The following is a 22383-nucleotide window of genomic DNA, read 5'->3' as shown; positions in this document are numbered from 1 at the left end:
GGGGGGAGCCGATACCGAACATATGACGCACCGGCTGTGGCCACAGCAGTGTTGCAATATCGGATGCAGGCAGCAAGAAAATGCCGCTGTCATTCTTTTTAGCCCATATATCTGTTGCGGTTTTGGCTAGCATTTTATTGGAGCTGATGCCGATGCGAATCCATACCCCTGTTTGTGCTAATACTTTTTGCTGAATTTCATTTGCAATACTCATCGGATCTCCGAACAGGGAGAGACTTCCGCTCATATCCAGAAACTGTTCATCAATACTGAAAACCTCAACTAAATCCGTATATTCATTATAGATTTCTGTTATTTTTAATGAAACGTCGATATAATGCTGCATACGCGGGCGTACAATAATAAGGTCAGGACATTTTCTCACCGCTTCTCCCAGACGTTCTGCAGTAGATATACCGTATTTTTTGGCCAGCGGACACGCAGCTAAAATAATACCTGAGGGACGTGAGGGATCACCTGCAACAACGAGCGGTTTGTTTTGATATTTAGGATCATCCGCCTTTTCAATACTCGTATAAAAACTTTGACAGTCCGCTAAAAATATAGTTCTTTTGCTACGCTCTTTCAATAATTACAACCTCCCTCCAGATGTGGACCCTTTATTTTTCCAAAATATTCTTGAATGTAAACTCATATAGTAGTATTATATACAGAACAGGTGTTCCTAATACAAATGTATTTTTTGGAACGTTATAGTTTACGTGAAACCTAACATGGCGTATCATATTATGTTGAACGAAAATAAGTGGAAATGAATATTGAGGGGAGAAAACCATTTTTATGAACCCAAAACGTCGACCATCATCTCAAAAACGCAGTAGGTGGCGTATTTTCGGCAAAGTTTTGCTGATTAATATCAAGTGGTTCTCGCTTGCTGGCTTGTTGGGAGTGCTGTTTGCCGGAGGACTTATATCGGGCTATGTGGCAGCGCTGGTTCATGATGAACCTGTACGATCACGTCAGTTGATATATGAGAAGGTGAATGAGAACGCTCTGACCAGTTTTGTATATTTTAATGATCAGGTCACTCCGGTTGGACGAATGCGCATGGAGGAGGATCGGCAGCTCGTTGATCTGAAGGATGTTCCTCAGTCTATTATAGATGCCCTCATTTCAACGGAAGACAGTCAGTTTTATGAGCATCACGGCGTTGATTTAAAGGGAACGGCTCGGGCTGTTAAACAGAAGCTTCTACACGAGAACCGCCAAACAGGCGGTAGCACACTCACACAGCAGGTAGCACGGCGTGTTTTCCTCAGCCTTGATAAGACGGACAGCCGTAAAGTGAAGGAAATGCTGCTTGCACTGCGTATGGAGCGTTTCATGAGTAAGGATAAAATATTAACGGCCTACTTAAACAAAATGCCTTTTGGCAACGGCTCAGCAGGCTATAATTTGTATGGAATCAAGTCCGCTTCATTAGGAATTTTTAATGTAAGTGATCTACATAAGCTTCATATTGCTCAAGCAGCTTATTTGGCCGGCCTGCCGCAATTGCCGTCTGTTTATTCTGCTTTTGATGGAAAAGGGAAGTTCGATGAAAAAGGCTTCGACAAAGCAATGGAGCGCCAACGTGTTGTGCTGGCAAGAATGCTGGCAACAGGTAAACTCACGCTGTCCGAATATAATGAAGCGCTCCAATTTGATGTGAAAGCGACTCTTGCACCACATCGTGAAAAAAGCTATAATACATTCCCTTATTTGATGCTGGAAACAGAGCGGGAGGCGGCTCAGTTGTTAGCACTCCAGCAAAATCCGAATCTCACGGCAGCCGAGATTTCCAAGCCTGAGCATGCTGAACTTCTTCAAAATACGCGAGAAGAGCTGCAACGGTCCGGGTATCGAATTTATACAACGATAAATAAGAAAATTTATAGCAATATGCGGCAGATTGCAGCCAATCCACAGAACTTTTCTCCATACAGTAAGAAGAAGGGACTAGAGCAGATTGCAGCAATTATGATTGATCATAGGACAGGTGCTATACTCGGGATGATCGAGGGTAGGGATTTTAATATAGAGCAAATGAACTATGCAACTCAAATGACACGTCAGCCCGGTTCTGCCATGAAGCCTATTGCTGCCTATTTGCCTGCTTTGGAAAAGGGCTATACTCAGCCTGCTGGTCTTATTGATGATTCGCAAATTATATTGAAAGACGGACGTAAAGGCTATCATATTCCTAAAAATTATAATAGAAGATACGAAGGGCTTATGACAGCCCGTGAAGCGCTCAATCGGTCCATCAACATTCCTGCCCTGAGACTGTTCTTATATGAAGTTAAAATTCATAACGCTTGGAACTTTGTTCGTTCTCTTGGTATTACGACAATACAGCCGCAGGATGAATATGCTCAGACAGGTGTACTGGGTGGACTTAGTAAAGGCGTATCCGTTGAGGAACTGACTGCAGCCTATGGAACGATTCCCAATATGGGTGTATACAATGCACCTCATCTGATCAGCAAAATTACGGATGCCAATGGCAAGATCGTATATGAATATAAACCGCAGTCGAAGCGGGTATATTCGCAGCAAACCGCATTTTTGATGACGGATATGCTCAGAACCGTTATATCAGACCCGAGAGGAACTGGAAAACGTCTGCAAAAAGCTTTTAAAAGCTACGGCACCATAGATATTGCCGGTAAAACCGGTACCACACAAAACTTTGGTGATGTGTGGTTCATGGGCTACACCCCTGACGTTACTCTTGGCGTCTGGGCTGGTTACCGCCAACAGGTGAATACACTCTCACAAGAGGGTCATTCCAGGGCACAGTCGGTGTGGGCACTAATCATGAATGAGGCGATCAAGGACCAACCCAAGCTTTTCAAGAATAAGCATTTTATACAGCCGGAAGGTGTTGTGAGAGTTACGGTCTCCAGCATTACAGGTAAACTTCCGGGGCGTTATTCCCGTCAATCTGGTCAGCTTGTGACCGACTGGTTTAATCAAAAATATGTGCCGACCGAGATCGGGAGAGAACAGCTTCAGCGTTCTTCTAAACCATCGGTGTCGACCAAACCAGATATAAAGGAAACAGAGATCCCAGAGAAAGAAGCACCTGCAACAGACGAAGGGAAAACTCCATCAGAGGAGATAACTCCTTCTGTTCCTGACACAGACACAGAGATAGGTATACCTGATGAGAATAATGATTTGCCATCCGTAGATATTTCGCAGCCTGCTGTTGAAAATGAGCAGGAGACTCATTCTGAAACAGAGATCCAGGATGAAGCTCCAAAAACTGAAACTCCAAAAACAAAGCCTGACGAGGTTGTTTATCCTGAAGCGACGTCTGATCAATCCCATAACTAACCATGTGGATGAATTAGTTTAAAATGCCGTTCCCGACAATGTCGACAGTGACTTGCGTATGAAAACGGACATCAGGGTACTCTTTATTCCAATTTACACTTTTCCATATGGCTGGATAGCGGGCAATCAACTGTCTGCCTATGCCAAAGGCATCACATCCGCTTTCTTGAAGTGTACGAATAATTTCTTCTGCATCCTGGGTCATGATCTCGGAAAGCTGATCATTCAGACGCTGTACATTAGCTTTATCTTGGAGATTGTCTCGTGCATATTCAACAATATTGACAGGCAGTTTCAAGTTGAGATTCACATCAATTTGACCATCTCGCTGAATCTTCACTGCAAGGTGCCGTTTGATGTTCTGAGTAATGGCCTGATACGTGATAAAGTTTTGCATATCATCGGCAGGCCCTGGATGTACCCTTTTTACAAAGCTAGCTGTATTTTTCCACTTTCCAGTCATCAGGACGAATAAAGGTCCTTGCTCGGCTCTTAGGTTTCCAGTGAACTTTTGTCCGTGAAATAAGGCAATTCCACGCGCTATAATATCTTCTCCTTCTTTGGAAAGATAGGGAAGTGCGAAATCCTGACCCGGATCAAGCATCGGGGGGAGCAGTGTCTCCAACGTCATTTCAGGGAAAACACACATGTTCTCAAGGCTTCTGATTTTTTTAGTTATAAATTCACCAATCAAAAGGCTACCTATGCTTTTTTGGTTTATGATATCTCCAGCTAGCCCATCTACAATAGCTATCTTGACATGGGAAGTTGGATGGTCAGGCTCCCGGTATAGCACATCAAGATAGGGGTATAAATCCTTTCGAGCCACGCTTTCACCATATAAAACAATTCCATATTTGAAAAATCGGATATCCCCGGTTACTTTGGCCCTCATTTTGTCTGTGCTCTGCCGAACGGAATTTCCGGTGCCTGAATGAATTTCATTGGTGCTTTTACCTTGATTGCTTTGAGAGTCATCTACAATTTCTAGCGTTTGCTGCAGTACGCCTTCAGGAGTGAGATCATAGGCCGATGCATTTGCCAATCTGGCATCATGCAAGCTGTCCTGATTCCCAGCAGCCCGTTGTAATAATGAGTAGAGCCAGCATTCCAAGCGCTCTGCTCTTTTTTTTCATGTTTTGGGTTCCTCCTTTTTTTTGAAAATATAAGATAGGATCAACAGTAGAAAAGGGAACACAATCAGGAAAAAATAAGCGGAATTATTCGCTATGGAACCAATGAGCTCGAAATCTTCTCTTCGCTGAGGCCAATAGGCAATAATACATGAGGCGAGCACAACAAAGGGAACCGCTTTTTTGTGACTTTTTTGCTTGAGCAGGTAGCTTATTCCGTAAGACGCCGCATAATAATAGCCGCTTATAGTGCCAAAGATCGAAATGAGCCAAATCGGGAGGAAAATAAAATCGACCCGATCCATCGTTCCCAGCGGAATTGACCTGAGTAAATAAATGACCGGCTCCGGCATTAAATCAAGCTGCTGCGGGCTAAATGCGGTTGCACAGGTGAACACGGTAAAACAATATAACAAGACGACGACTGCATTGGCTGCCAAAATTAACTTGAGCTTGCCTATACTTTTACCCTCTACCATAGGGAAGACGACGAGAATAAACTCAAAACCAAACATCGCCATCAGTGTTTCTTTTGAACCGACAATAATACGGGGCCATCCCGCCTCAGTTAGTGGCAACAGATAAAGTGGGTTGGACTGCTTTATGCCATAGCTGATCAATAGCATCATTGGCAAGATCAGAAATGAGATTAAAACAAGCACCCGTGTAATTGTCCTCAAATTTTCCCGAACCAGGTAGATGCTGCTGAACAAAAATAGTGCCAGTATAGCCCAACGGGGAGTTAACTGTAGCATCCAGCGGTTAATAACGTCATAAGCGTTCACGAGCACAGAGGTGCCCATAAGCAGATAGTAGGCAATGTAAGCCGCCGCTAGTATTTTTCCAATCCAAGAGCCAGTAAGCTGAGTTAATATTTGATATATAGAGGAGGAGGGAAAACGCCTTAGCAGGAGCCAGCATATCAAGATGATGAGTTGGATCAGAAAACCGCCAATAAGGACAGATATCAAGCCCCCTCCTTTGGATGAAAGGTGCATTTGATAGGGAAGCGATAAAATGTCTACGCCAATCTCAAACTTGATGATCAAAAAAAACAGTTGATCCCGTGTAATCGTACTTTCTTTATTCACGTCGTTTCCAGCTCCTAGAGTCGTTCTGTTGCTTCAATTTTTGGGCTTGGGAGCCATATGGCCGCTGATGGAGTGTCCATATGGGAAAGCGGATAATGACATCCTTCATATCGCCAAGCCGGAAAGGTGCCAAAGGAGCGAAGTAGGGTGTACCAAACGTCTCCAGCTTGCAAAGGTGAATAGTAAGAATAAGCAGGCCAAAAGCAATGCCGATATATCCGAACAAGGCCGCACCAATCATCATCGGAAAACGGAGAATACGGACAGCTGAGCTCATTTCATGAGAGGGTACCAAAAAAGAAGAAATGGCTGTTAATGAGACGACGATAATCATCGTATATGACACGAGACCTGCGCGAACGATAGCATCCCCGATGACCAAGCCACCAACGATACCAATAGTTTGACCGACCCGACTGGGTAGACGAATCCCCGCTTCTCGCAGCACCTCAAAGATCAATTCAAGCAACATGGCCTCGATAATAGCCGGAAAAGGAACGTTTTCCAATGATTTTTTGATGGTGTGCGCCAGTTCTAACGGCAAAATAGCTGAATGAAAAGTTATCGTTGCTATGTAAACGGCAGGCAACGTAAAAGCGATCAGAAAACTCACCATTCGAATCATTCTTAGAAATGAACTAATAATCCAACGGCCATGATAATCATCAGGGCTTTGGTAAAATGCAAAAAAGGAAACAGGAACAATTAAAGCGGTAGGGCTACCTTCAGCCAAAATCGCTATCCGACCTTCCATTAAATTAGCAGTTACCCGATCCGGCCGTTCCGTGCTGAGCTGCTGAGGAAACAGGGAAAAAGGATTGTCCTCCGTAAACTCTTGAATAAAACCGGGTGGGAGCACCATATCCGATGACTTATCCACGTCTCGTATCTATTGCACGAGGAACTGAGACGAGATTACAAGAGGACATCATCTTGTGTCAGATCAATTCCCAGATAATGTCCCAGTTCCCGTCTGACCTCACTGCGGGCAAAGGACGAGAGCATGAAAAACCGCTTTTGATAACCGCGGCACATATACAGAACCTCTACTCCTTCATAATTTCGGATTTCACTATATATTTTGATCCCCTGTCTTTTCATTTGGGCCTTTGTTTCTGCTAATTGAACAGCAACGCGCTGCTGTACTTCAGTCAGGCTACGAACGTACAGATCGGGCATTTTTAAAGGAGAGGTACTCAGAATACGAATGTCTCGCTCCAATACATCCAACACCAAGGTCAAAAGTACACAAATCTTGATCAACGCCGCATCTTTTTCGGAAGGCTGAGGGGCTTTACTCTTGTTGTTCAGCAGCTTTTTGTTTGTCATAAAAATCTCCTTTACTCGGAGTAAGAATACAATATATAATAAGTATAGGGAACAAATGTTCTCTTTATACCTCATCATAGGAATTTTCCCGTTGCCTAAGCAATCATCAATTATTGGAAAAGCAGCAGGAAAGCAGATCGACGATGACAGTGAAACAGGGTTTATGTTAAGCTAATGGTTAAAAATACCTTACACAGAAAGAGAGAGCGCTACTGATTGTGGTGAGTCACTCTTATTTAACATAAGAAGGTAGAGAAAGAAGGTATACATATTGTCACGTTCGTTGTATGCGGCGTTATTACTACTGAGTCTTATTTGGGGTGGTTCGTTTCTGTTTATTAAGGTGTTGCTGCTGCATCAAGTAGGACCATGGACCATTGTATTTCTCCGTTCCAGCTTTGGACTTATTTTTATTGTCTTGTTGATGCTGTTTATGCGCTTGCCATTTAAAATTAAACGCATTCCGTGGAAATCCGTTATTCTGGTAGCCTTGGTCAATATGGTTTTACCATGGACTTTGATCGGCTTTAGTGAGACCAGAATAGCAAGCAGCATGGCTTCGGTATTGAATGCTACAACGCCTATTTGGACGATGCTGGTGGGGCTTGTCTTTTTCGGAGCTATATTTCGTCGGCTGCAGTGGTTAGGAATGTGTCTCGCCTTTGTGGGGATTATTATTTTGCTGGGTATTAATCCTGCATCCATTATTTCTGTTGATCCTGTAGGTTTTGGTTGTATGCTGCTTGCGACTCTCTGCTATGGATTTGGAACGCAGCTTTCCAAGCGTTTTCTCTCCAATCTGTCTATGTATCAGGCTACCTTTGCGACACTGTTCGGTGCGGCAGTTGGGGGTGGCATCATGATGACAATTGTAGAGAGACCTGATCTGTCGATTGTTTTTGTTCCCAGTGTGTTTGGTTCCCTCGTAGGACTAGGAGTCCTGGGATCAGGAGTAGCATATATTTTGTTCAACTATATGATTTTGCGAGGAAGTGCGGAATTTGCTTCTTCGGTCACTTATTTTGTACCAGTGAGCGCTATTGTATGGGGATTTTTGCTGCTGAATGAGCATATCGGGTGGAATGTTCTGACCGGGCTAGTCCTTATCCTGGGAGGTGTATTTATGGCCAACCAGCGTAGAACAGTCAAATTAGCTGGATAATACCGCTGTAAACGGCTAAAAACACCCGGAAGTATATATTATATATGCATTCGCCAAACTTTCGGTATAATGCGGTAATTCGCACATACAATAAATCATGCTCGCACATACAATGAAAAATATGGTGCAGCCATAAAAAGCAAGCTGTTTAGCAGGTGGTAAGGTGTGGTATAATGATTAATAGAATTACATGTACCACAGAAATGTCGGAGTTTATTCCACAAAAGAAAGGATCAGGATACCATGTGTCCCCGAAGGATACTTCCCCAAAGGACGATTTGGAAACGATTTGATCTGTCTTATACTTAGCTTTTCCGCGGAGTAGCGTCAAGTTGCGAAAGCCAACTCTGCGGAAGAGGGGATTGTACATGCGAAGGACCAAGTCCTCAAGGCACATTTTACCCGGTTGCTTCCGTAAGAGTGGGCTCATCCACATTAAACTTACGAGAAACCGAGGGAGCCTGTATGAGGAAAACTTACGAATCTATCGTGAACAATGGAGCACTAAGGCAGATTGTTGTCATGCTGCTCGGAACATGCATTTTAGCTTTTACGTACTATCACATTAATGCTCAAAATCATTTGTCAGAAGGCGGGTTTGCAGGCTTGGCCCTGCTGGGACATTACGCCTTTGGCATATCCCCGGCGTGGAGTATGCTATTGCTGGATATCCCCGTCATTATGCTGGCATGGGTGTTGAAGGGCAGAAGATTCATGCTGCTGGCACTGATTGGAGCGGTCGGCTTTTCCCTGTTTTATGCAGGATTCGAGAAATATTCGACGCTGGTTATAGATCTGCACGGCAACTTGCTAATAGCAGCTTTGCTTTGTGGAGTCCTTACTGGCTTGGGAGCCGGAATCGTACTGCGCTTCGGTGGAGCAACTGGGGGCGATGACATTTTGTCCCTGCTGATCAGTGAGTGGCGCGGATGGAAAATTGGCAATGTGTTTATCGTCAGCGACATCATCGTATTGGGATTATCACTATTGTATCTACCTGTGAAGGAAACAATGTTTACAATACTGGCTGTGTGGCTCGCTGGAAAAATAATTACATGGACGACAACGTTCCAACTGCACCGACCTGTAAAAAGGGTACTGCCTGCGGCTGTTCCAGCCAAAAAGGTAGTTGCAAAAACAGTGCCGGTCGTCCACAGCCTTCGTCAATAAGGAAAGGGTGTTACGTCAGGAGAGGAATCTTCTTACGTACCACCCTTTCGCTGTATCTAAGCACTGTCAGGAAGGCTTCTGAGCAGATGGATACGTCTGTTCCGGGCGTGAATAATTGCTGAAATAGCTCCCTTAGAATCGTAAGAAGCGGCTGGCTTCAATAAACAAAATCAAAGAAATGAAGACATTGTAAAATGTATTTTGAGAAAAAGCGTATAATGGTGTGTAGAATACCAGAAAAGGAGTGGAGCTGTTGCTTGCCTGGGGTTTTGTTTTTCTACTTACCATCATCATACATACTACGGATAGCTTGTCTTATGCCTTACGGCTTGGAGGCTTGCGAGCACGCCGAATCGGACTGGCGTTAACCGTAGCGGGGATGCTGCTCTTGATTTCACGTACCTCCAATATGGCGCAGGGACCTTTGCTGGGAGGAATGGTCGATCAGGCTAAAGCCGCGGCACGAATGGGCGGAGCAGGTATCAGACTGGAGCTGCATATGCACGGGGTGTTATTGGCAGCAACGGTTGGAACAGTGCTCGCTATATTGTTGTATCCAACGGTTGTACGTATGTCAGCCAGATGGATTGTACATTTGGAGCATACTGGATCTATTCCGGCTTTGTTGCGTCATTTCATGCTGCGAAATCGCTGGAAGCATGCGGGCTACTATATAAAACGTCCTACCTGGTCTATGCTTACCTCACTGTTGAGCGGAGTAATACCCAAGCGTCTTATTGTTCTGAATATGACGGTTACCGCAATTTATACGACCGGGGTGGTATCAGCCTTATACGCATCATTCCTCTGGCCGGCTCAAGGTACGGCAATGTCCATGTCGTCAGGTCTAATCAACGGCGTGGCAACAGTACTATTGACCCTGTTAATTGATCCTCGATTGGCCGTTTTGTCTGAAAAAACGTTGCGTGGCGAACTGTCTTTAAATCGGATGAACAGCATGTACGGCTGGATGATCATCTCGCGTTTGGCAGGTACCTTGCTTGCACAATTGTTACTGGTACCATTAGCCATTTGGCTTGGATGGGTTATGGGCTAAGGTGTCATGATGTCTGTATATCAAAAAAAGCTGACCCGAGGTCATCTGTTAAAGATGCCTTGGGCCAGCCTAAGATGCTAAAGTAGCTTATGTGGATCACTTACTTTTCAAACAATGACTTATAGGCTCCATACCCTTCACTCTCCAAGTCCTCTAGAGAAACAAAGCGGAGTGCGGCAGAATTGATGCAATAGCGGAGACCCTCAGGACCAGGCCCATCATCGAATACATGTCCTAAATGGGAATCTGCTTCACGACTACGAACCTCCGTACGGATCATAAAATGGCTAAGATCGCTTTTTTCTTTAATGCTGTAGCTGCGCAAGGGGCGGGTAAAGCTGGGCCAACCGCAGCCTGCATCATATTTGTCCAGCGAACTGAATAAGGGTTCTCCTGATACGATATCCACGTAAATACCTTCACCCTCATGATCCCAAAACTCATTTTGAAAAGGACGTTCGGTCGCATTTTTTTGTGTTACTTCGTATTGAATAGGGGTCAGCCGATCTTTAAGAGCAGATTTATCAATCTTGTTGGACCAATTCTGCTCGATAAAATCTTCGCGGCCTGAGCCCTTGCGGTAGCGCTTGTAATGAGCGGGATTTTTCTTATGGTAGTCCTGATGATATTCTTCTGCTTCATAAAAAGCTGCCGCAGGCAGGATGGGTGTAGCAATAGGCTTGTTAAAGCGGCCACTTTGAGCCAGGGCTTCTTTGGAGGCTTCTGCTTTGATTCGTTGCTCTTCATTATGATAGAAAATAGCCGTTTGGTAGGACGAGCTTCTATCGTGGAATTGTCCTCCTTCATCTGTCGGGTCAATTTGCTGCCAAAAGAGCTCCAACAGTTTTTCATACGCGAAAACTTGTGGATCAAATGTAATCTGTACTGCTTCCACATGTCCCGTGGTTTCAGAGCATACCTCTTCATAGGTGGGATTTTCTGTATGTCCTCCTGTATAGCCAGATCTAACCTTTAAAATGCCGGGCAGCTCCTCGAAAGGGGAAACCATGCACCAGAAGCAGCCGCCTGCAAAAGTTGCCTTTTCCATTGTATTTGGATTGTTGGTGCTCATATTTGTCACTCCAATCTGAGTATGTTTAAATAGTTGTTATTTAAATAGCTTACAATTAAATTATATATGACATTTTCGCAAAATCCAACGAACTATCAAAGAACGGATCGGTTTGGCAACGATCCTTGTCTTCGAATGCCATACTTTACAATCTGACGGATTTGGAGGCCAACCCGCAAGGCTATGTTTTGCTGGCACGTTGAAGTCTTTTTCGGTACAGTACAAAACAGCCGCCCAGCAGCACAGTATACAACAGCAAAATGACCAAGCCGGTGATCGGATGTTCCGCAATGGCGCTGCCTGCATAAGCGTATACGGCAATTGCGGGCAACTTGCCAATAGCTGTCCCTAACAGAAAGCTCCAAAACGGAAATCCCGCTACTCCGGCGTATACATTTACAGCCGCCTGCGGGATGACCGGAATCAGGCGAGCCAGCAGGACAGCGGTAAAAGGCTTCCGTTCCATGGCCTGGTTCAAGCGTTCCAACGCGGGAACCCGCTCCAGATACTCCCGCCCTTTGTCACGGAACAGGGTACGTACCGCACCGTAAACGACCAGTGCAGCCAAGGTAGTGCCAAGCCAGCAGATCAGAGCGCCTTGCCAGGCACCAACTGCGTAAGCAATGGAAGCGATAATTAGCTTGTAAGGCACGAAAGGAATTAACGCGAATAAAAATGAAATTAGCAGCAAAGCCGGGAAGGAGGTTTGCTTGTCTGCCCAAGCAAGCCAATCATATCTGTAGATAAACGCGATGCAGAGCAGCGAAACATAGGCCGCAGCGAATAGCCATTTTTTCATTTACATACCTCTTTCATTATCTCTGTTTGGCTTATCGCTCATACCAAAAAATAGGGTTCACATTCCCAACAATGTGTGCTATACTGCCACTAACAGAATAGTTCCCAAAGGGGAGTAGCTCAACGAGTAAAGTCGTCATTACGGGATTGTAAATCCCCGGCTTTATTGGCAACGTTATGTTGTAAGCGAGACCTTTGCCAGGATTTTCGGAATCCGGGTAAATGGTCTTTTTTTGATGCTAAATTTGGGTCAAGCGCCATTTCCGGTTTTCCGTGAAGCGGCGCTTTTTTAGTATAAAGCGCTGAACTATTTAAAGTATAACAAATAAATAAAGAAGGTGGGAGAAACGTATGGATTTTTTGTCAATCGAGTTTTTAACCGCATTATTGTCCATTATTATTATTGATCTAGTGCTTGCTGGTGATAATGCGATCGTAATTGGCTTGGCAGCTCGCAATGTTGACAAGGCCAACCAAAAGAAGGTCATTATTTGGGGGACGATCGGCGCAGTCATCATTCGTGTGATTGCTACAGTATTGGTCACGTATTTACTGCAAATTTATGGCTTGCGATTAATCGGGGGACTTGCGCTCATCTATATCGCCTACAAACTGCTGGTTGAAGAAAAGAAGCACGAAATTTCAGCAACCAATCAAATGTGGGCAGCGATCCGCACTATTATTATTGCGGATACGATGATGGGACTGGACAATGTACTTGCTGTAGCGGGAGCGGCTCATGGAGATATGCTGCTCGTTATTCTCGGTCTGGCGATCTCCGTCCCAATCATGGTATGGGGAAGTACGATTATCTTGAAACTGACAGAACGTTACCCGGTCGTCATTACAATTGGTGCTGCTGTTTTGGCTTACACCGCTGCCAAAATGGTGGTGGCCGAGCCGTTAATTGCACATTGGTTCGCAAATGGGGTCGTTAAATACGGCTTTGAAGCTCTGATTGTTGTGCTGGTTGTTGCCATTGGGATGCGTGTTAAAAAGATAAAATCGGAGAAAACAAAACAACAAGCGCTTCACGCTTAAGCATTCTTGCATCGAGGCTGTTCCGTTAAGTCCAACTGGACTGGAGCAGTCTCTTTTTCTTTGCTTGTCAGCAGACTTCCATGTAAACTAGACAACAGATGAAATGAGTAATAAGAGGTGACAACGGTATGAACAAGCAGACGAAAACAAGAGTGGCCATTGCAGGGCTGGGAGGTATTGCACGCAAGGTATATTTGCCCTTGCTGACTGCGCACGAAGGTGTAGACATTATAGGTGTCATGAACCGTTCGCAAGAGCCGGTTAATTCTATTATGGAGCAATACAGGCTGCCGAGAGGGACAACAGATGTAAAGGAGCTGCTGGCGTGGGAGCCGGAAGCTGTATTTGTACATGCTGCGACGGAAGCTCATTTTGATCTGGTTATGGCGTGTATTGAAAAAGGAATTGCGGTGTATGTAGATAAACCGTTGTCCTATGATGTTCGTCAAAGTGTGGAGATGACCGCGTTTGCAGAGGCACAAGCCGTGCTGTTGGCAGTAGGCTTTAACCGACGCTTTGCTCCGCAATATGTAGCTGCTAAAGCGTGGCTGGAGGAAGTGGGTGGTTTCAGTCAATGTGCGGCTATTAAACACCGAACGGGATATGATCGAAGACCTGCGGAACAGACGGTTTATGATAATTTGATTCATATGCTTGATTTGCTATTATGGCTGGGCGGCGATGATTATGAGCTGCTGCACAGTAAACTGGATACGACGAACGAAGGATACATGGACACTTCGTTCGGTTCCGTACGTTTGGGAAATGCCTTCGGCAGCTATAGTATGAACAGACAGGCAGGGGCTGACATAGAGAGACTGGAGCTGCATGGGGCAGGTCGATCTGTTGAAGTAACCAATATGGAACAGGCTGTTTTTATGGAAAAAAGCAAGCTGCCACTAACGCAAGTCTTCGGAAGCTGGGACACAATTTTGGAAAGACGGGGATTCACCGGAGTTGTGAACCATTTTCTGGAGCATATTCATCGTCCGGAGGAGTGCGCTATCAGTGCTGGAAAGGTGCTGGAAAGCCATATGCTGGCAGACGAACTGATTAGTCATCTGAATGACTAATGCCAAACTGACTGAACGAAAAGCAACGATCATAACGATCCAGACATCAAGAAACAGGCTGAAGGAGAAATGAATGGAAATGGTAGAGGATAACCGTGGTAAGCAGCTAGAGGAAGCCATCATCGAAAATTATAAGCAGGAAGAGGACATGATGATTCTGGTGTTTGCGCAATGGTGCATCAATCATGGGCTGGAGCCGAAGGAATTATATCGTGTAGCGTATCCGCAGCAGGATAGCAACGAGCGTCTGCTACGAGTACGCAAGCTGACTGTATCGCGTGAAGAAGCGGGCGATATTCCGCTCGATACGGTATTGGGGGTACTATCTATGTTCGGAAACGAGGACTTGGCCATGGTTGTATCTGAGGCGGCTGCCAAGCTTCCTCAGGAACGAAAATAAGGGCAGCTGGAATAAGGGAAGTACTATAATAACAGTAATACGGAATCAACTGCTTGATTTAGGACCTTGTTGATAGGAGGGTAAACTGACGATGGAAGATGTAACGGTGCCAAGCACCTGTAAGGGCTGTGAAAGAGACATCACGATATCGGAGGAACAAATTACCAGGATTCTAAATAACATGAGACCCAAAGTGGAATGTGTGAACGATGAGGTGTATGAGGCCAGACTGTTGGCCTGCTCACAATGTAAAGATTTAATGGCTGGGCATACATGCGGCATTAGCGGAAGCATTGTCCGTGTACGTGCCCTAGCAGCCACGCAAAGCTGTCCCAGTTACAGTGGTTCACGCTGGCAAGGAACAGCCTAATCGAATAAAAGCAATCACATCCCAGTCTGCCTTAATGGCAGGCTTTTTGGTTTGATTGAACCTTTTGCTTAAGATTGACAAATAGTAGACAATAAAATATATTAAACGTGTAAAATAACTTTGTTTAATTATTAATATTTATATTAATCAAATGTTTGTTGGACTTGATGAAAATTCAAAGGTTAAGTTGGTAAAGAGATCAGCAGAAGGAGTTACTTTTTTTTGAAAGCGTAATCATTCATGCGAATGATGCGGGAATTTTTAATATTTTGGGGGAGGGCTTGTTGTGAAGGGTTCTATTATTGTCAATACCGATGGGGAACAAGGCGTTATTAACAAGAATATCTACGGGCAATTTGCCGAGCATCTTGGAAGGTGTATTTATGAAGGCTTATGGGTTGGGCAGGAATCTCCGATCCCGAATACGAACGGAATTCGTAATGATGTGGTAGAAGCGCTTAAAAAGCTAAATATCCCTGTGTTGCGTTGGCCAGGGGGCTGCTTTGCTGATGAATATCATTGGAAAGACGGTATCGGACCGAAAGAAAACCGCAAGAGAATGGTAAATACACACTGGGGCGGTGTGGTTGAAAATAATCATTTTGGTACACATGAGTTTTTTCAGTTGTGCGAGCTGTTAAATGCAGAGCCATATATATGCGGAAATGTAGGCAGTGGTACCGTGCAGGAAATGTTGGAGTGGGCAACGAAAACTGGGGCTGTGGCGGTAACATGCGTCCAGAATATTATGCCGATCTGTATCGGTGCTATCAGACATATGTTCGTAACTATGGCGAGAACCGCATTTATCGGATTGCAGGCGGGGCAAATGTGGATGATTATCGCTGGACCGAGGTACTGATGAGAGAAGCTGGTCATCTTATGGATGGCTTGAGTTTGCATAACTACACGGTCCCGGGTACTTGAAGCGAAACGGCAAGCACTCGGTTTTGATGAAGCGGAATGGTTTGAGACGATGAAAAAATCATTGCGTATGGAGGAATTGATTACCCGCCATTCTGCTATTATGGACCAATATGATCCTGACAAACGGGTCGGGCTGATCGTCGATGAATGGGGAACCTGGTTCCTGACCGAGCCGGGTACCAATCCGGGCTTCCTTTATCAGCAAAATACGATGCGGGACGCGCTTGTAGCTGGATTGCATCTTCATATTTTCCAAAATCACCATGACCGTGTACAGATGACGAATGTTGCTCAAATGGTCAATGTTTTGCAAGCGATGGTTCTCACCGAAGGTCCTGCTATGCTGTTGACGCCGACGTATCATGTATTTGAAATGTTCAAGGTGCATCAGGATGCACAAGCACTTGCTACTCATACTAGGCTAGGCAATTATGAATACGACGGGGATTCCATCCCACAAGTAAGCGTGTCCGCTTCCAAGGCACAGAATAGCTATATTCATGTAAGCTTATGCAATGTCCATCCGGGCGAGTCGGCAAATTTAAATCTGGAGCTGAGAGGACTGGAAGAGGTCAAGGGAATCAGTGGTGTTGTCCTTGCCAGTGATGAAATGCAGGCACATAATACGTTTGACCAGCCAGAGCGTGTAAAAAAGGAAACTTTTACGTCCTTTCAGCAGCAAGATCAGCATTTGGATGTTACACTACCACCGATGTCAGTAGTGATGCTGACGATTGCTCCGTAACAATAGCTTTGGTATATAAGCAGGTCCTGCTTTATAGTTGAGTTTTTGACAAAAGAGAGCGTTCAAGCGAACGCTCTCTTTTACCTATAATTGCTCGCGATGGATTACTCTGAATTCCTTGGGCGACATACCAAAACGTGAACGGAATACACGATGAAAATAGGTGTAGTTTGCAAATCCGGACGATTCTGCGGCTTGTTCCAGTGACATAGGGCTGAAAATGATTCGCTCTCTCGCCATGTTGAGTCTAATGTCCAGCGTGTACTGCATAATACTTGTATCGAATGTTTCCTTGAACAGATGTACGGCTCGGGATACACTGATGCCGACGTGTGAGGACACGTCATCCAGTTTGAAGTTGGATGATGCATTTTCCTCAATATAATTTTTAATCTGATAGGCGAGATAGTTATGATGTGTAGCAATAGGATGCTCAGACAGCATGCGGTCGAACTCCAAACATAAAATGCGTATGTAATAGCTTGATATTTCCGGGTAAGGATTGGACATACGTCGCTGCTCTATTACAAGTTGGCGAAATAGGCCAAGTAAGGCTTCTGAGAGCTGGACCTTAATTCGGTTCGGCCGTTTGTGATGATTCCACCACTCATCTACCCAGGAGCCACCGAAAAAAATGTGATAATCTCCGCTTTCGACGATCTGTTCACCCATGGAATTCAACTCACTGTGAATATCCAGTTCATAAGGCTCGGTAGGACTGAACAACAACAGGTCCCCTGCCTCAATTCGTGTCATTTTCCCATTAATGCGGGCCTGGCAGCGCCCGTCTGTCTGCAGACGAAACAAATAATTTTTAATCCCATCAGGCTGGTTTGAATAAAAGGGTTTACGATGGAAGGAATAGCCTGCGGTAAGAACCTGACAAGACTCAACGATAGACATGAAGACGACTCCTTTAGGCATTTGGCTGCTTCAAATATTGACCAGATTGTTCATGTTTTAATCATATTATTCATTTTAAACGAAACCCAAATAGAATACTATGTGAACTGTAAAGCTTACATGCTGGATCAAAAAGCATATGCTGGAGGCCAAGGAGTGTGAAGAATTCGAACGAATGAAGGCCGGGATTAACGGTTGTGATAATATTAGCTCCGTATATCTTGAAAATCTCCAAAACAGCCCGCTTATTGAAGTGGTAGTTGTCGCTGACTTGCTGGAAGAAAGGGCCGAAGAATTCAACGTTGAAAACGTATACAAAGTTGTGCCCATGCCCAGCTGGCCTACTGTTGTGTTGGGAAGCCATGCATGCTTTTCAACGTTCCTCATTTGGAAGGAAAGCTTTTTACGCTGGAGAGCATGTTCGAGCCAGACCGAGGATTTATATTTTGGAGCAGATATAACGGTAAATCCATCTTAATAAAGAGGTGAAGGGCAATGGCTAAAGTAGGATTGCAATTGTACACAGTAAGGGAAGATCTTGAACAGGATTTTGAAGGTACGTTGCGTAAGGCAGCTGAGCTTGGCTATAAAGGGGTAGAATTTCATACCTTTTTCGGACGCAGTGCCAAGGATGTCAGAGCGCTTTTGGATGAACTGAATATGGAAGTTATCGGAACTCATATCCAATATAACCGGTTGCTGGAGCATTTGGATGAGGAGATTGCTTATCACAAGGAATTGGGCAATAAGTACCTGATCGTTCCTTATTTAACTGACGAGCAGCGCCAGTGGGATGAACTTTTTGCTAATCTGAATCGTATTGGTGAAAAAGTAAAGGAACAGGGTCTGATTCTGGCTTATCATAATCATGATTTTGAATTGACGGAGAAAATCAGTGATCGTCCGGTATTTGATGCTTTATATGATGCAGTACCCGCTGATATGTTACAGGTCGAAATGGATACTTGTTGGGTATACTATGGAGGCTATGATCCTGTGGAATACATCGGACGTTATCGTGGGCGCTTGCCTATCATTCACTTAAAGGATATGGCACGTGACGAACAGCAAAAAGCAGTTACCGTAGAGCTTGGCAGAGGAGAAGTACAGCTTCAGGCTATTACAGACGCCGCTATTCAGGCAGGTGTGGATTGGATCGTCGTGGAACAGGATTTCAGTTCAAATCCTCCAATCGAAAGCATTGAAACTAGCTTTAACTGGCTCCAACAATACGCAGCTCAGGGAGGAAATATTCATGTCTAAAACACTCAAAATCGGGATTATTGGTTGTGGGGGCATTGCGAACGGCAAGCATTTGCCGAGTCTTGCCAAGCAAAAGCGTGCAGAGATCATCGCTTTCTGTGATATCATTCCGGAACGTGCTGAGGAGGCCGCAGAGAAGTTTGGTGCTGAAGGCTCTCAGATTTATAGTGATTACCGTAAGCTGCTTGAAAATAAGGACATTGAAGTCGTTCATGTATGTACGCCCAACGATTCGCACTCGGAAATTACGGTCGCCGCACTTGAGGCAGGTAAGCATGTGCTGTGTGAAAAGCCGATGGCCAAAACTGCCGAGCAGGCACGGGAAATGCTTGCTGCGGCCAACCGTACAGGTAAAAAGCTGTCCATTGCGTATCAAAACCGTTATCGCGATGACAGTTTGTATCTGAAGCAATTGGTTGAGCAGGGAGAGCTTGGTGAAATTTATCTGGGCAAAGCTATCGCTCTGCGTCGACGCGCGGTTCCGACATGGGGAGTATTCTTGGATGAAGAGAAGCAAGGCGGTGGCCCGCTCATTGATATTGGTACGCATGCACTCGATCTGACACTCTGGCTGATGGATAATTACAAGCCTAAAAGTGTAATGGGCTCAACCTTCCACAAGCTGGGGGATCGTAAAAATGCGGCAAATGCCTTTGGACCTTGGAATCCTGAGGAATTTAAGGTGGAGGACTCTGCTTTTGGTTTTATAACCATGCAAAATGGAGCTACGATCGTACTGGAATCCAGTTGGGCATTAAACGTTGTGGAATTTGGCGAAGCCAAGACATTGCTATGCGGTACGGAAGGCGGAGCCGATATGCAGGATGGGCTGCGCATTAACGGAGAAAAGAATAGCCGCTTGTTTGACACTAAAATAGATCTGGACGCAGGAGGTGTGGCTTTTTACTCCGGGGAAACCGAAAATGAAGCAGACCGCGAAGCTCGTCTGTGGATCGAATCCATTCTGGACGACAAAGAGCCGCTTGTGAAGCCGGAACAGGCACTGGTTGTTACTGAAATTTTGGAAGCCATTTATGAATCGGCACGTACGGGAAAAGCAGTTTATTTTGATTAAACCCGCTTTACTCACATATGATACAGGGAGGGAATTCTTTTGAAACTTGGAGTATTTATGGTGTTGTTTGGCGGACGCTCGCTGGAGGAAGCGCTGGATTATGTAGCTTCCCAAGAACTAGATGCTGTAGAAATAGGTACAGGCGGCAATCCGGGAGATAAACACTGCAAGCCAGATGAGCTGCTGGATAATGAAACGGCGCTCAAAAACTTTAAAAAAGCAGTAGAGTCCCGCGGACTTACAATTAGTGCGCTTAGCTGTCATGGTAACCCTCTTCATCCGCAAAAACATTTGGCCCAGGCAGATCATGAAGCGTTTCTTAAAACCGTTCGTTTGGCAGAGAAGCTGGAAGTTCCTGTTGTAAATACTTTTTCCGGCTGTCCAGGTGATCATGAAGATGCGAAGTATCCGAACTGGCCGGTGGCTCCGTGGCCCAATGATTTTCAGGAAATACTAAAATGGCAATGGGAGAACAAAATTATTCCTTATTGGAGTGAAGCGGGGAAATTTGCCGCAGATCATCATGTAAAAATTGGACTGGAACTACACGGGGGCTTTTCTGTTCATACGCCAGCAACCTTGCTTCGTCTGCGTGAAGCGGTCGGGGAGGTCATTGGTGCCAATCTGGATCCGAGTCACATGTGGTGGCAGGGCATTGATCCGGTGCAAGCGGTTCAAATTTTAGGTAGAGCAGGAGCCATTCACCATTTTCATGCCAAGGATACAACGATTGATCCGATCAATGTGAATAAATATGGTCTTACCGATATGCAGGAATATACAAATATGCTGGATCGCGCATGGCAGTTCCGTACTGTGGGCTATGGGCATGATATTAAAACTTGGGCGGATATTATCAGTGCTCTCCGTCTAGTGGGTTACGATTATGTAGTAAGTATTGAGCATGAAGATGGTCTGATGTCTGTAGAGGAAGGCTTTACTAAGGCCGTTCACAACCTTCGTCAGGTTCTAATTGAAGAACCGCTGAGCGAGATGTGGTGGGTCTAACCTAATAGGGGGAAATGTTGATGATTAACGTCACCATTTGGAATGAATTTCTGAACGAGAAGCTGAATGATGAAGCAAAACAGGTGTATCCGGACGGGATACACAAGGCATTGGCAGACGGCCTGGCTGGTAACAGATTTGTTATCCGAACGGCTACTTTACATGATGACGCTGAGCACGGCTTGGGAGAGGAAGTCCTGAATTCCACAGATGTGCTGCTGTGGTGGGGGCATAAAGCTCACGAACAGGTGAGTGATGAAGTTACAGCTCGTATTGTAAAACGAGTACATGAAGGTATGGGCTTGATCGTGCTGCACTCGGGCCACTTCTCCAAGCCCTTCAAAGCTCTAATGGGAACCAGTTGTAATCTGAAATGGAGAGTTGCAGGCGAACAGGAGATTATCTGGTCCGTAAATCCGTCACACCCTATTGCAGAAGGAGTAAATACCAAAATTTTGTTGGAGCATGAAGAGATGTATGGGGAGTTCTTTGATATTCCTACGCCGGATGAACTGGTATTTATTAGTAACTTTGAAGGCGGTGAGGTATTCAGAACAGGCTGTACTTTCCGTCGAGGTAGCGGTAAAATATTTTATTTCCGCCCTGGTCATGAAACATATCCAACCTATTACCAGCCAGATATTTTGAAGGTCATTGCCAATAGCATACGTTGGGCCTGCTCGACAGGTATTATCAATCCAATATATGGTAGAAGCGAAGCGGTGAGATCTCTCGGTGGAGTATTGGTATAATGACATTCATCATGTCACGATAAGCTCTATAATGAAATAGACCGACAGGCGGAATACCAAGAGATTCCGCCTGTTTTTTTATTTAACGATTTAGACATATACCTGTCGCTTTTGTTGTTGTATAATCAGCTTTGGTCACGGCAACTTTATCGGAGCAGGTATTTAATTTAAGAAGAAAGTGTTTTCTTTCGGGATAAAGTATGCTAAAATGATATATACTAACAAAAGGAAAGTTTTATCAAACCGAAATGCAAAAGAAGGTGAAAAATTTGGAGGGTCAACCGCAATTTACAAAAATGTGTCCGCGTTTTGAAACCGCCTTTTCATGTTTGGGAAAGCGCTGGAACGGATTGATTATACAATCCATGATGAGCGGCCCCAAGCGGTTTAAGGATATTTCCAATCTGATTCCCACAATGAGTGATAAAATGTTATCAGAGCGGATGAAAGATCTGGAAAATGAAGGGATTCTTACTCGTCATGTATACCCGGAAACTCCTGTCCGTATTGAATACGAGCTTACTACCAAAGGTCGTGCACTGCAACCGGTAATGGAGCAGATTCAATTTTGGGCTGAGGAATGGATTAGATGAGCACCAAACTAAATAAGCGTTTTTCATAGCAAAACAGCCTTTTTCTAGAAAAAGGCTGTTTTTATTGTGTGCAAGCTAT

Annotated in this window: 21 protein-coding genes and 2 pseudogenes; 15 read left to right on the top strand and 8 right to left on the bottom strand. The window is 44.8% G+C overall.

Annotated features, from left to right (window positions below; all coding sequences use genetic code 11):
* A partial coding sequence (locus tag L693_RS0123260; RefSeq protein ID WP_025720384.1) for a Y-family DNA polymerase occupies positions 1-589 on the bottom strand: 589 nt, incomplete at its 3' end.
* A 212-nt stretch (positions 590-801) separates the two neighbouring features.
* Between L693_RS0123260 and L693_RS0123255 the strand changes: the two genes are divergently transcribed.
* Positions 802-3342, top strand: a complete 2541-nt coding sequence (locus tag L693_RS0123255; RefSeq protein WP_025720382.1) for a transglycosylase domain-containing protein — start codon at positions 802-804, stop codon at positions 3340-3342.
* A gap of 13 nt (positions 3343-3355) precedes the next feature.
* On the opposite strand, the gene L693_RS0123250 is transcribed toward L693_RS0123255, so the two are convergent.
* The 4 genes and pseudogenes from L693_RS0123250 to L693_RS0123235 form a co-directional block, all read right to left on the bottom strand.
* Positions 3356-4456, bottom strand: coding sequence for a Ger(x)C family spore germination protein (locus tag L693_RS0123250; protein WP_231503738.1), 1101 nt, complete (start codon positions 4454-4456; stop codon positions 3356-3358).
* Positions 4457-4474: 18 nt separating this feature from the next.
* On the bottom strand, positions 4475-5566 hold the full coding sequence (locus tag L693_RS0123245; protein WP_025720381.1) for a GerAB/ArcD/ProY family transporter: 1092 nt from the start codon (positions 5564-5566) through the stop codon (positions 4475-4477).
* A pseudogene (locus L693_RS0123240) lies at positions 5559-6434 on the bottom strand (spore germination protein); the annotation flags it as partial. The pseudogene L693_RS0123240 and the gene L693_RS0123245, both read right to left, overlap by 8 nt.
* 47 nt (positions 6435-6481) lie before the next feature.
* Positions 6482-6895, bottom strand: a complete 414-nt coding sequence (locus L693_RS0123235) for a hypothetical protein (protein ID WP_025720379.1) — start codon at positions 6893-6895, stop codon at positions 6482-6484.
* Positions 6896-7166: 271 nt separating this feature from the next.
* Here L693_RS0123235 and L693_RS0123230 point away from each other — a divergent pair, with 271 nt between their 5' ends.
* From L693_RS0123230 to L693_RS0123220, 3 genes are all read left to right on the top strand, one after another.
* Positions 7167-8057, top strand: coding sequence for a DMT family transporter (locus L693_RS0123230; RefSeq protein WP_025720377.1), 891 nt, complete (start codon positions 7167-7169; stop codon positions 8055-8057).
* Positions 8058-8522: 465 nt separating this feature from the next.
* Entirely contained in the window at positions 8523-9227 is a 705-nt protein-coding gene (locus tag L693_RS0123225) for a YitT family protein (RefSeq protein ID WP_025720376.1), read from the top strand.
* 253 nt (positions 9228-9480) lie between these two features.
* Complete coding sequence (locus L693_RS0123220) at positions 9481-10284, top strand: lipid II flippase Amj family protein (RefSeq protein WP_025720375.1); 804 nt, start codon at positions 9481-9483, stop codon at positions 10282-10284.
* Positions 10285-10384: 100 nt separating this feature from the next.
* Here the strand turns inward: L693_RS0123220 and msrA are convergent, their stop codons facing one another.
* Positions 10385-11356: a peptide-methionine (S)-S-oxide reductase MsrA gene (gene msrA, locus L693_RS0123215; protein ID WP_025720373.1), complete on the bottom strand. Its 972-nt coding sequence runs from the start codon at positions 11354-11356 to the stop codon at positions 10385-10387.
* 181 nt (positions 11357-11537) lie between these two features.
* Positions 11538-12155: a TVP38/TMEM64 family protein gene (locus L693_RS0123210; protein ID WP_025720372.1), complete on the bottom strand. Its 618-nt coding sequence runs from the start codon at positions 12153-12155 to the stop codon at positions 11538-11540.
* A gap of 350 nt (positions 12156-12505) precedes the next feature.
* Between L693_RS0123210 and L693_RS0123205 the strand changes: the two genes are divergently transcribed.
* The 5 genes and pseudogenes from L693_RS0123205 to L693_RS0123185 all read left to right on the top strand — a co-directional run bounded on the left by L693_RS0123205 (position 12506) and on the right by L693_RS0123185 (position 16710).
* Complete coding sequence (locus L693_RS0123205) at positions 12506-13195, top strand: TerC family protein (protein WP_025720370.1); 690 nt, start codon at positions 12506-12508, stop codon at positions 13193-13195.
* Between the two features lie 128 nt (positions 13196-13323).
* Positions 13324-14268 carry a Gfo/Idh/MocA family protein gene (locus tag L693_RS0123200; protein ID WP_025720369.1) on the top strand — a complete coding sequence of 315 codons (945 nt, stop codon included), beginning with the start codon at positions 13324-13326 and terminating at the stop codon, positions 14266-14268.
* A gap of 79 nt (positions 14269-14347) precedes the next feature.
* The gene (locus tag L693_RS0123195) at positions 14348-14668 is read left to right on the top strand and encodes a hypothetical protein (protein WP_025720368.1); all 321 of its coding nucleotides are present in this window, start codon (positions 14348-14350) and stop codon (positions 14666-14668) included.
* Positions 14669-14759: 91 nt separating this feature from the next.
* Positions 14760-15038, top strand: coding sequence for a DUF6171 family protein (locus tag L693_RS0123190; RefSeq protein ID WP_025720366.1), 279 nt, complete (start codon positions 14760-14762; stop codon positions 15036-15038).
* A gap of 286 nt (positions 15039-15324) precedes the next feature.
* Positions 15325-16710, top strand: a pseudogene (locus L693_RS0123185) (alpha-N-arabinofuranosidase).
* Between the two features lie 84 nt (positions 16711-16794).
* Here L693_RS0123185 and L693_RS0123180 read toward each other — a convergent pair.
* Positions 16795-17613, bottom strand: coding sequence for an AraC family transcriptional regulator (locus L693_RS0123180; RefSeq protein WP_025720364.1), 819 nt, complete (start codon positions 17611-17613; stop codon positions 16795-16797).
* Between the two features lie 175 nt (positions 17614-17788).
* On the opposite strand from L693_RS0123180, the gene L693_RS31690 reads away from it, so the two are divergent.
* From L693_RS31690 to L693_RS0123150, 6 genes are all read left to right on the top strand, one after another.
* Complete coding sequence (locus L693_RS31690) at positions 17789-18091, top strand: hypothetical protein (protein WP_231503737.1); 303 nt, start codon at positions 17789-17791, stop codon at positions 18089-18091.
* A 17-nt stretch (positions 18092-18108) separates the two neighbouring features.
* Complete coding sequence (locus L693_RS0123170; protein WP_025720360.1) at positions 18109-18876, top strand: sugar phosphate isomerase/epimerase family protein; 768 nt, start codon at positions 18109-18111, stop codon at positions 18874-18876.
* A complete protein-coding gene (locus L693_RS0123165; RefSeq protein ID WP_025720359.1) occupies positions 18869-19951 on the top strand; it encodes a Gfo/Idh/MocA family protein in 1083 nt (360 codons plus the stop codon). The genes L693_RS0123170 and L693_RS0123165 overlap by 8 nt, the downstream gene beginning before the upstream one ends.
* Positions 19952-19990: 39 nt before the next feature.
* Complete coding sequence (locus L693_RS0123160; protein WP_025720358.1) at positions 19991-20959, top strand: sugar phosphate isomerase/epimerase family protein; 969 nt, start codon at positions 19991-19993, stop codon at positions 20957-20959.
* Positions 20960-20979: 20 nt separating this feature from the next.
* Positions 20980-21711, top strand: a complete 732-nt coding sequence (locus tag L693_RS0123155) for a ThuA domain-containing protein (RefSeq protein WP_025720356.1) — start codon at positions 20980-20982, stop codon at positions 21709-21711.
* Between the two features lie 248 nt (positions 21712-21959).
* Complete coding sequence (locus L693_RS0123150) at positions 21960-22304, top strand: winged helix-turn-helix transcriptional regulator (RefSeq protein WP_043891085.1); 345 nt, start codon at positions 21960-21962, stop codon at positions 22302-22304.
* Positions 22305-22383: the final 79 nt, after the last annotated feature.

Origin of the sequence: Paenibacillus sp. 1-18, assembly GCF_000520755.1 — a bacterium.
GTDB classification, from domain to species: Bacteria; Bacillota; Bacilli; order Paenibacillales; family Paenibacillaceae; genus Paenibacillus; species Paenibacillus brasilensis.
This window is presented reverse-complemented; position numbering and strand designations above follow the sequence as displayed.

Coding starts and splice junctions, on each gene's coding strand:
- L693_RS0123150 (WP_043891085.1), top strand. CDS start 21,960: ATGCAAAAGAAGGTGAAAAATTTGGAGGGTCAACCGCAATTTACAAAA.
- L693_RS0123155 (WP_025720356.1), top strand. CDS start 20,980: ATGATTAACGTCACCATTTGGAATGAATTTCTGAACGAGAAGCTGAAT.
- L693_RS31690 (WP_231503737.1), top strand. CDS start 17,789: ATGAAGGCCGGGATTAACGGTTGTGATAATATTAGCTCCGTATATCTT.
- L693_RS0123190 (WP_025720366.1), top strand. CDS start 14,760: ATGGAAGATGTAACGGTGCCAAGCACCTGTAAGGGCTGTGAAAGAGAC.
- L693_RS0123200 (WP_025720369.1), top strand. CDS start 13,324: ATGAACAAGCAGACGAAAACAAGAGTGGCCATTGCAGGGCTGGGAGGT.
- L693_RS0123180 (WP_025720364.1), bottom strand. CDS start 17,613: ATGTCTATCGTTGAGTCTTGTCAGGTTCTTACCGCAGGCTATTCCTTC.
- L693_RS0123165 (WP_025720359.1), top strand. CDS start 18,869: ATGTCTAAAACACTCAAAATCGGGATTATTGGTTGTGGGGGCATTGCG.
- L693_RS0123210 (WP_025720372.1), bottom strand. CDS start 12,155: ATGAAAAAATGGCTATTCGCTGCGGCCTATGTTTCGCTGCTCTGCATC.
- L693_RS0123195 (WP_025720368.1), top strand. CDS start 14,348: ATGGTAGAGGATAACCGTGGTAAGCAGCTAGAGGAAGCCATCATCGAA.
- L693_RS0123170 (WP_025720360.1), top strand. CDS start 18,109: ATGGCTAAAGTAGGATTGCAATTGTACACAGTAAGGGAAGATCTTGAA.
- L693_RS0123255 (WP_025720382.1), top strand. CDS start 802: ATGAACCCAAAACGTCGACCATCATCTCAAAAACGCAGTAGGTGGCGT.
- L693_RS0123225 (WP_025720376.1), top strand. CDS start 8,523: ATGAGGAAAACTTACGAATCTATCGTGAACAATGGAGCACTAAGGCAG.
- msrA (WP_025720373.1), bottom strand. CDS start 11,356: ATGAGCACCAACAATCCAAATACAATGGAAAAGGCAACTTTTGCAGGC.
- L693_RS0123205 (WP_025720370.1), top strand. CDS start 12,506: ATGGATTTTTTGTCAATCGAGTTTTTAACCGCATTATTGTCCATTATT.
- L693_RS0123235 (WP_025720379.1), bottom strand. CDS start 6,895: ATGACAAACAAAAAGCTGCTGAACAACAAGAGTAAAGCCCCTCAGCCT.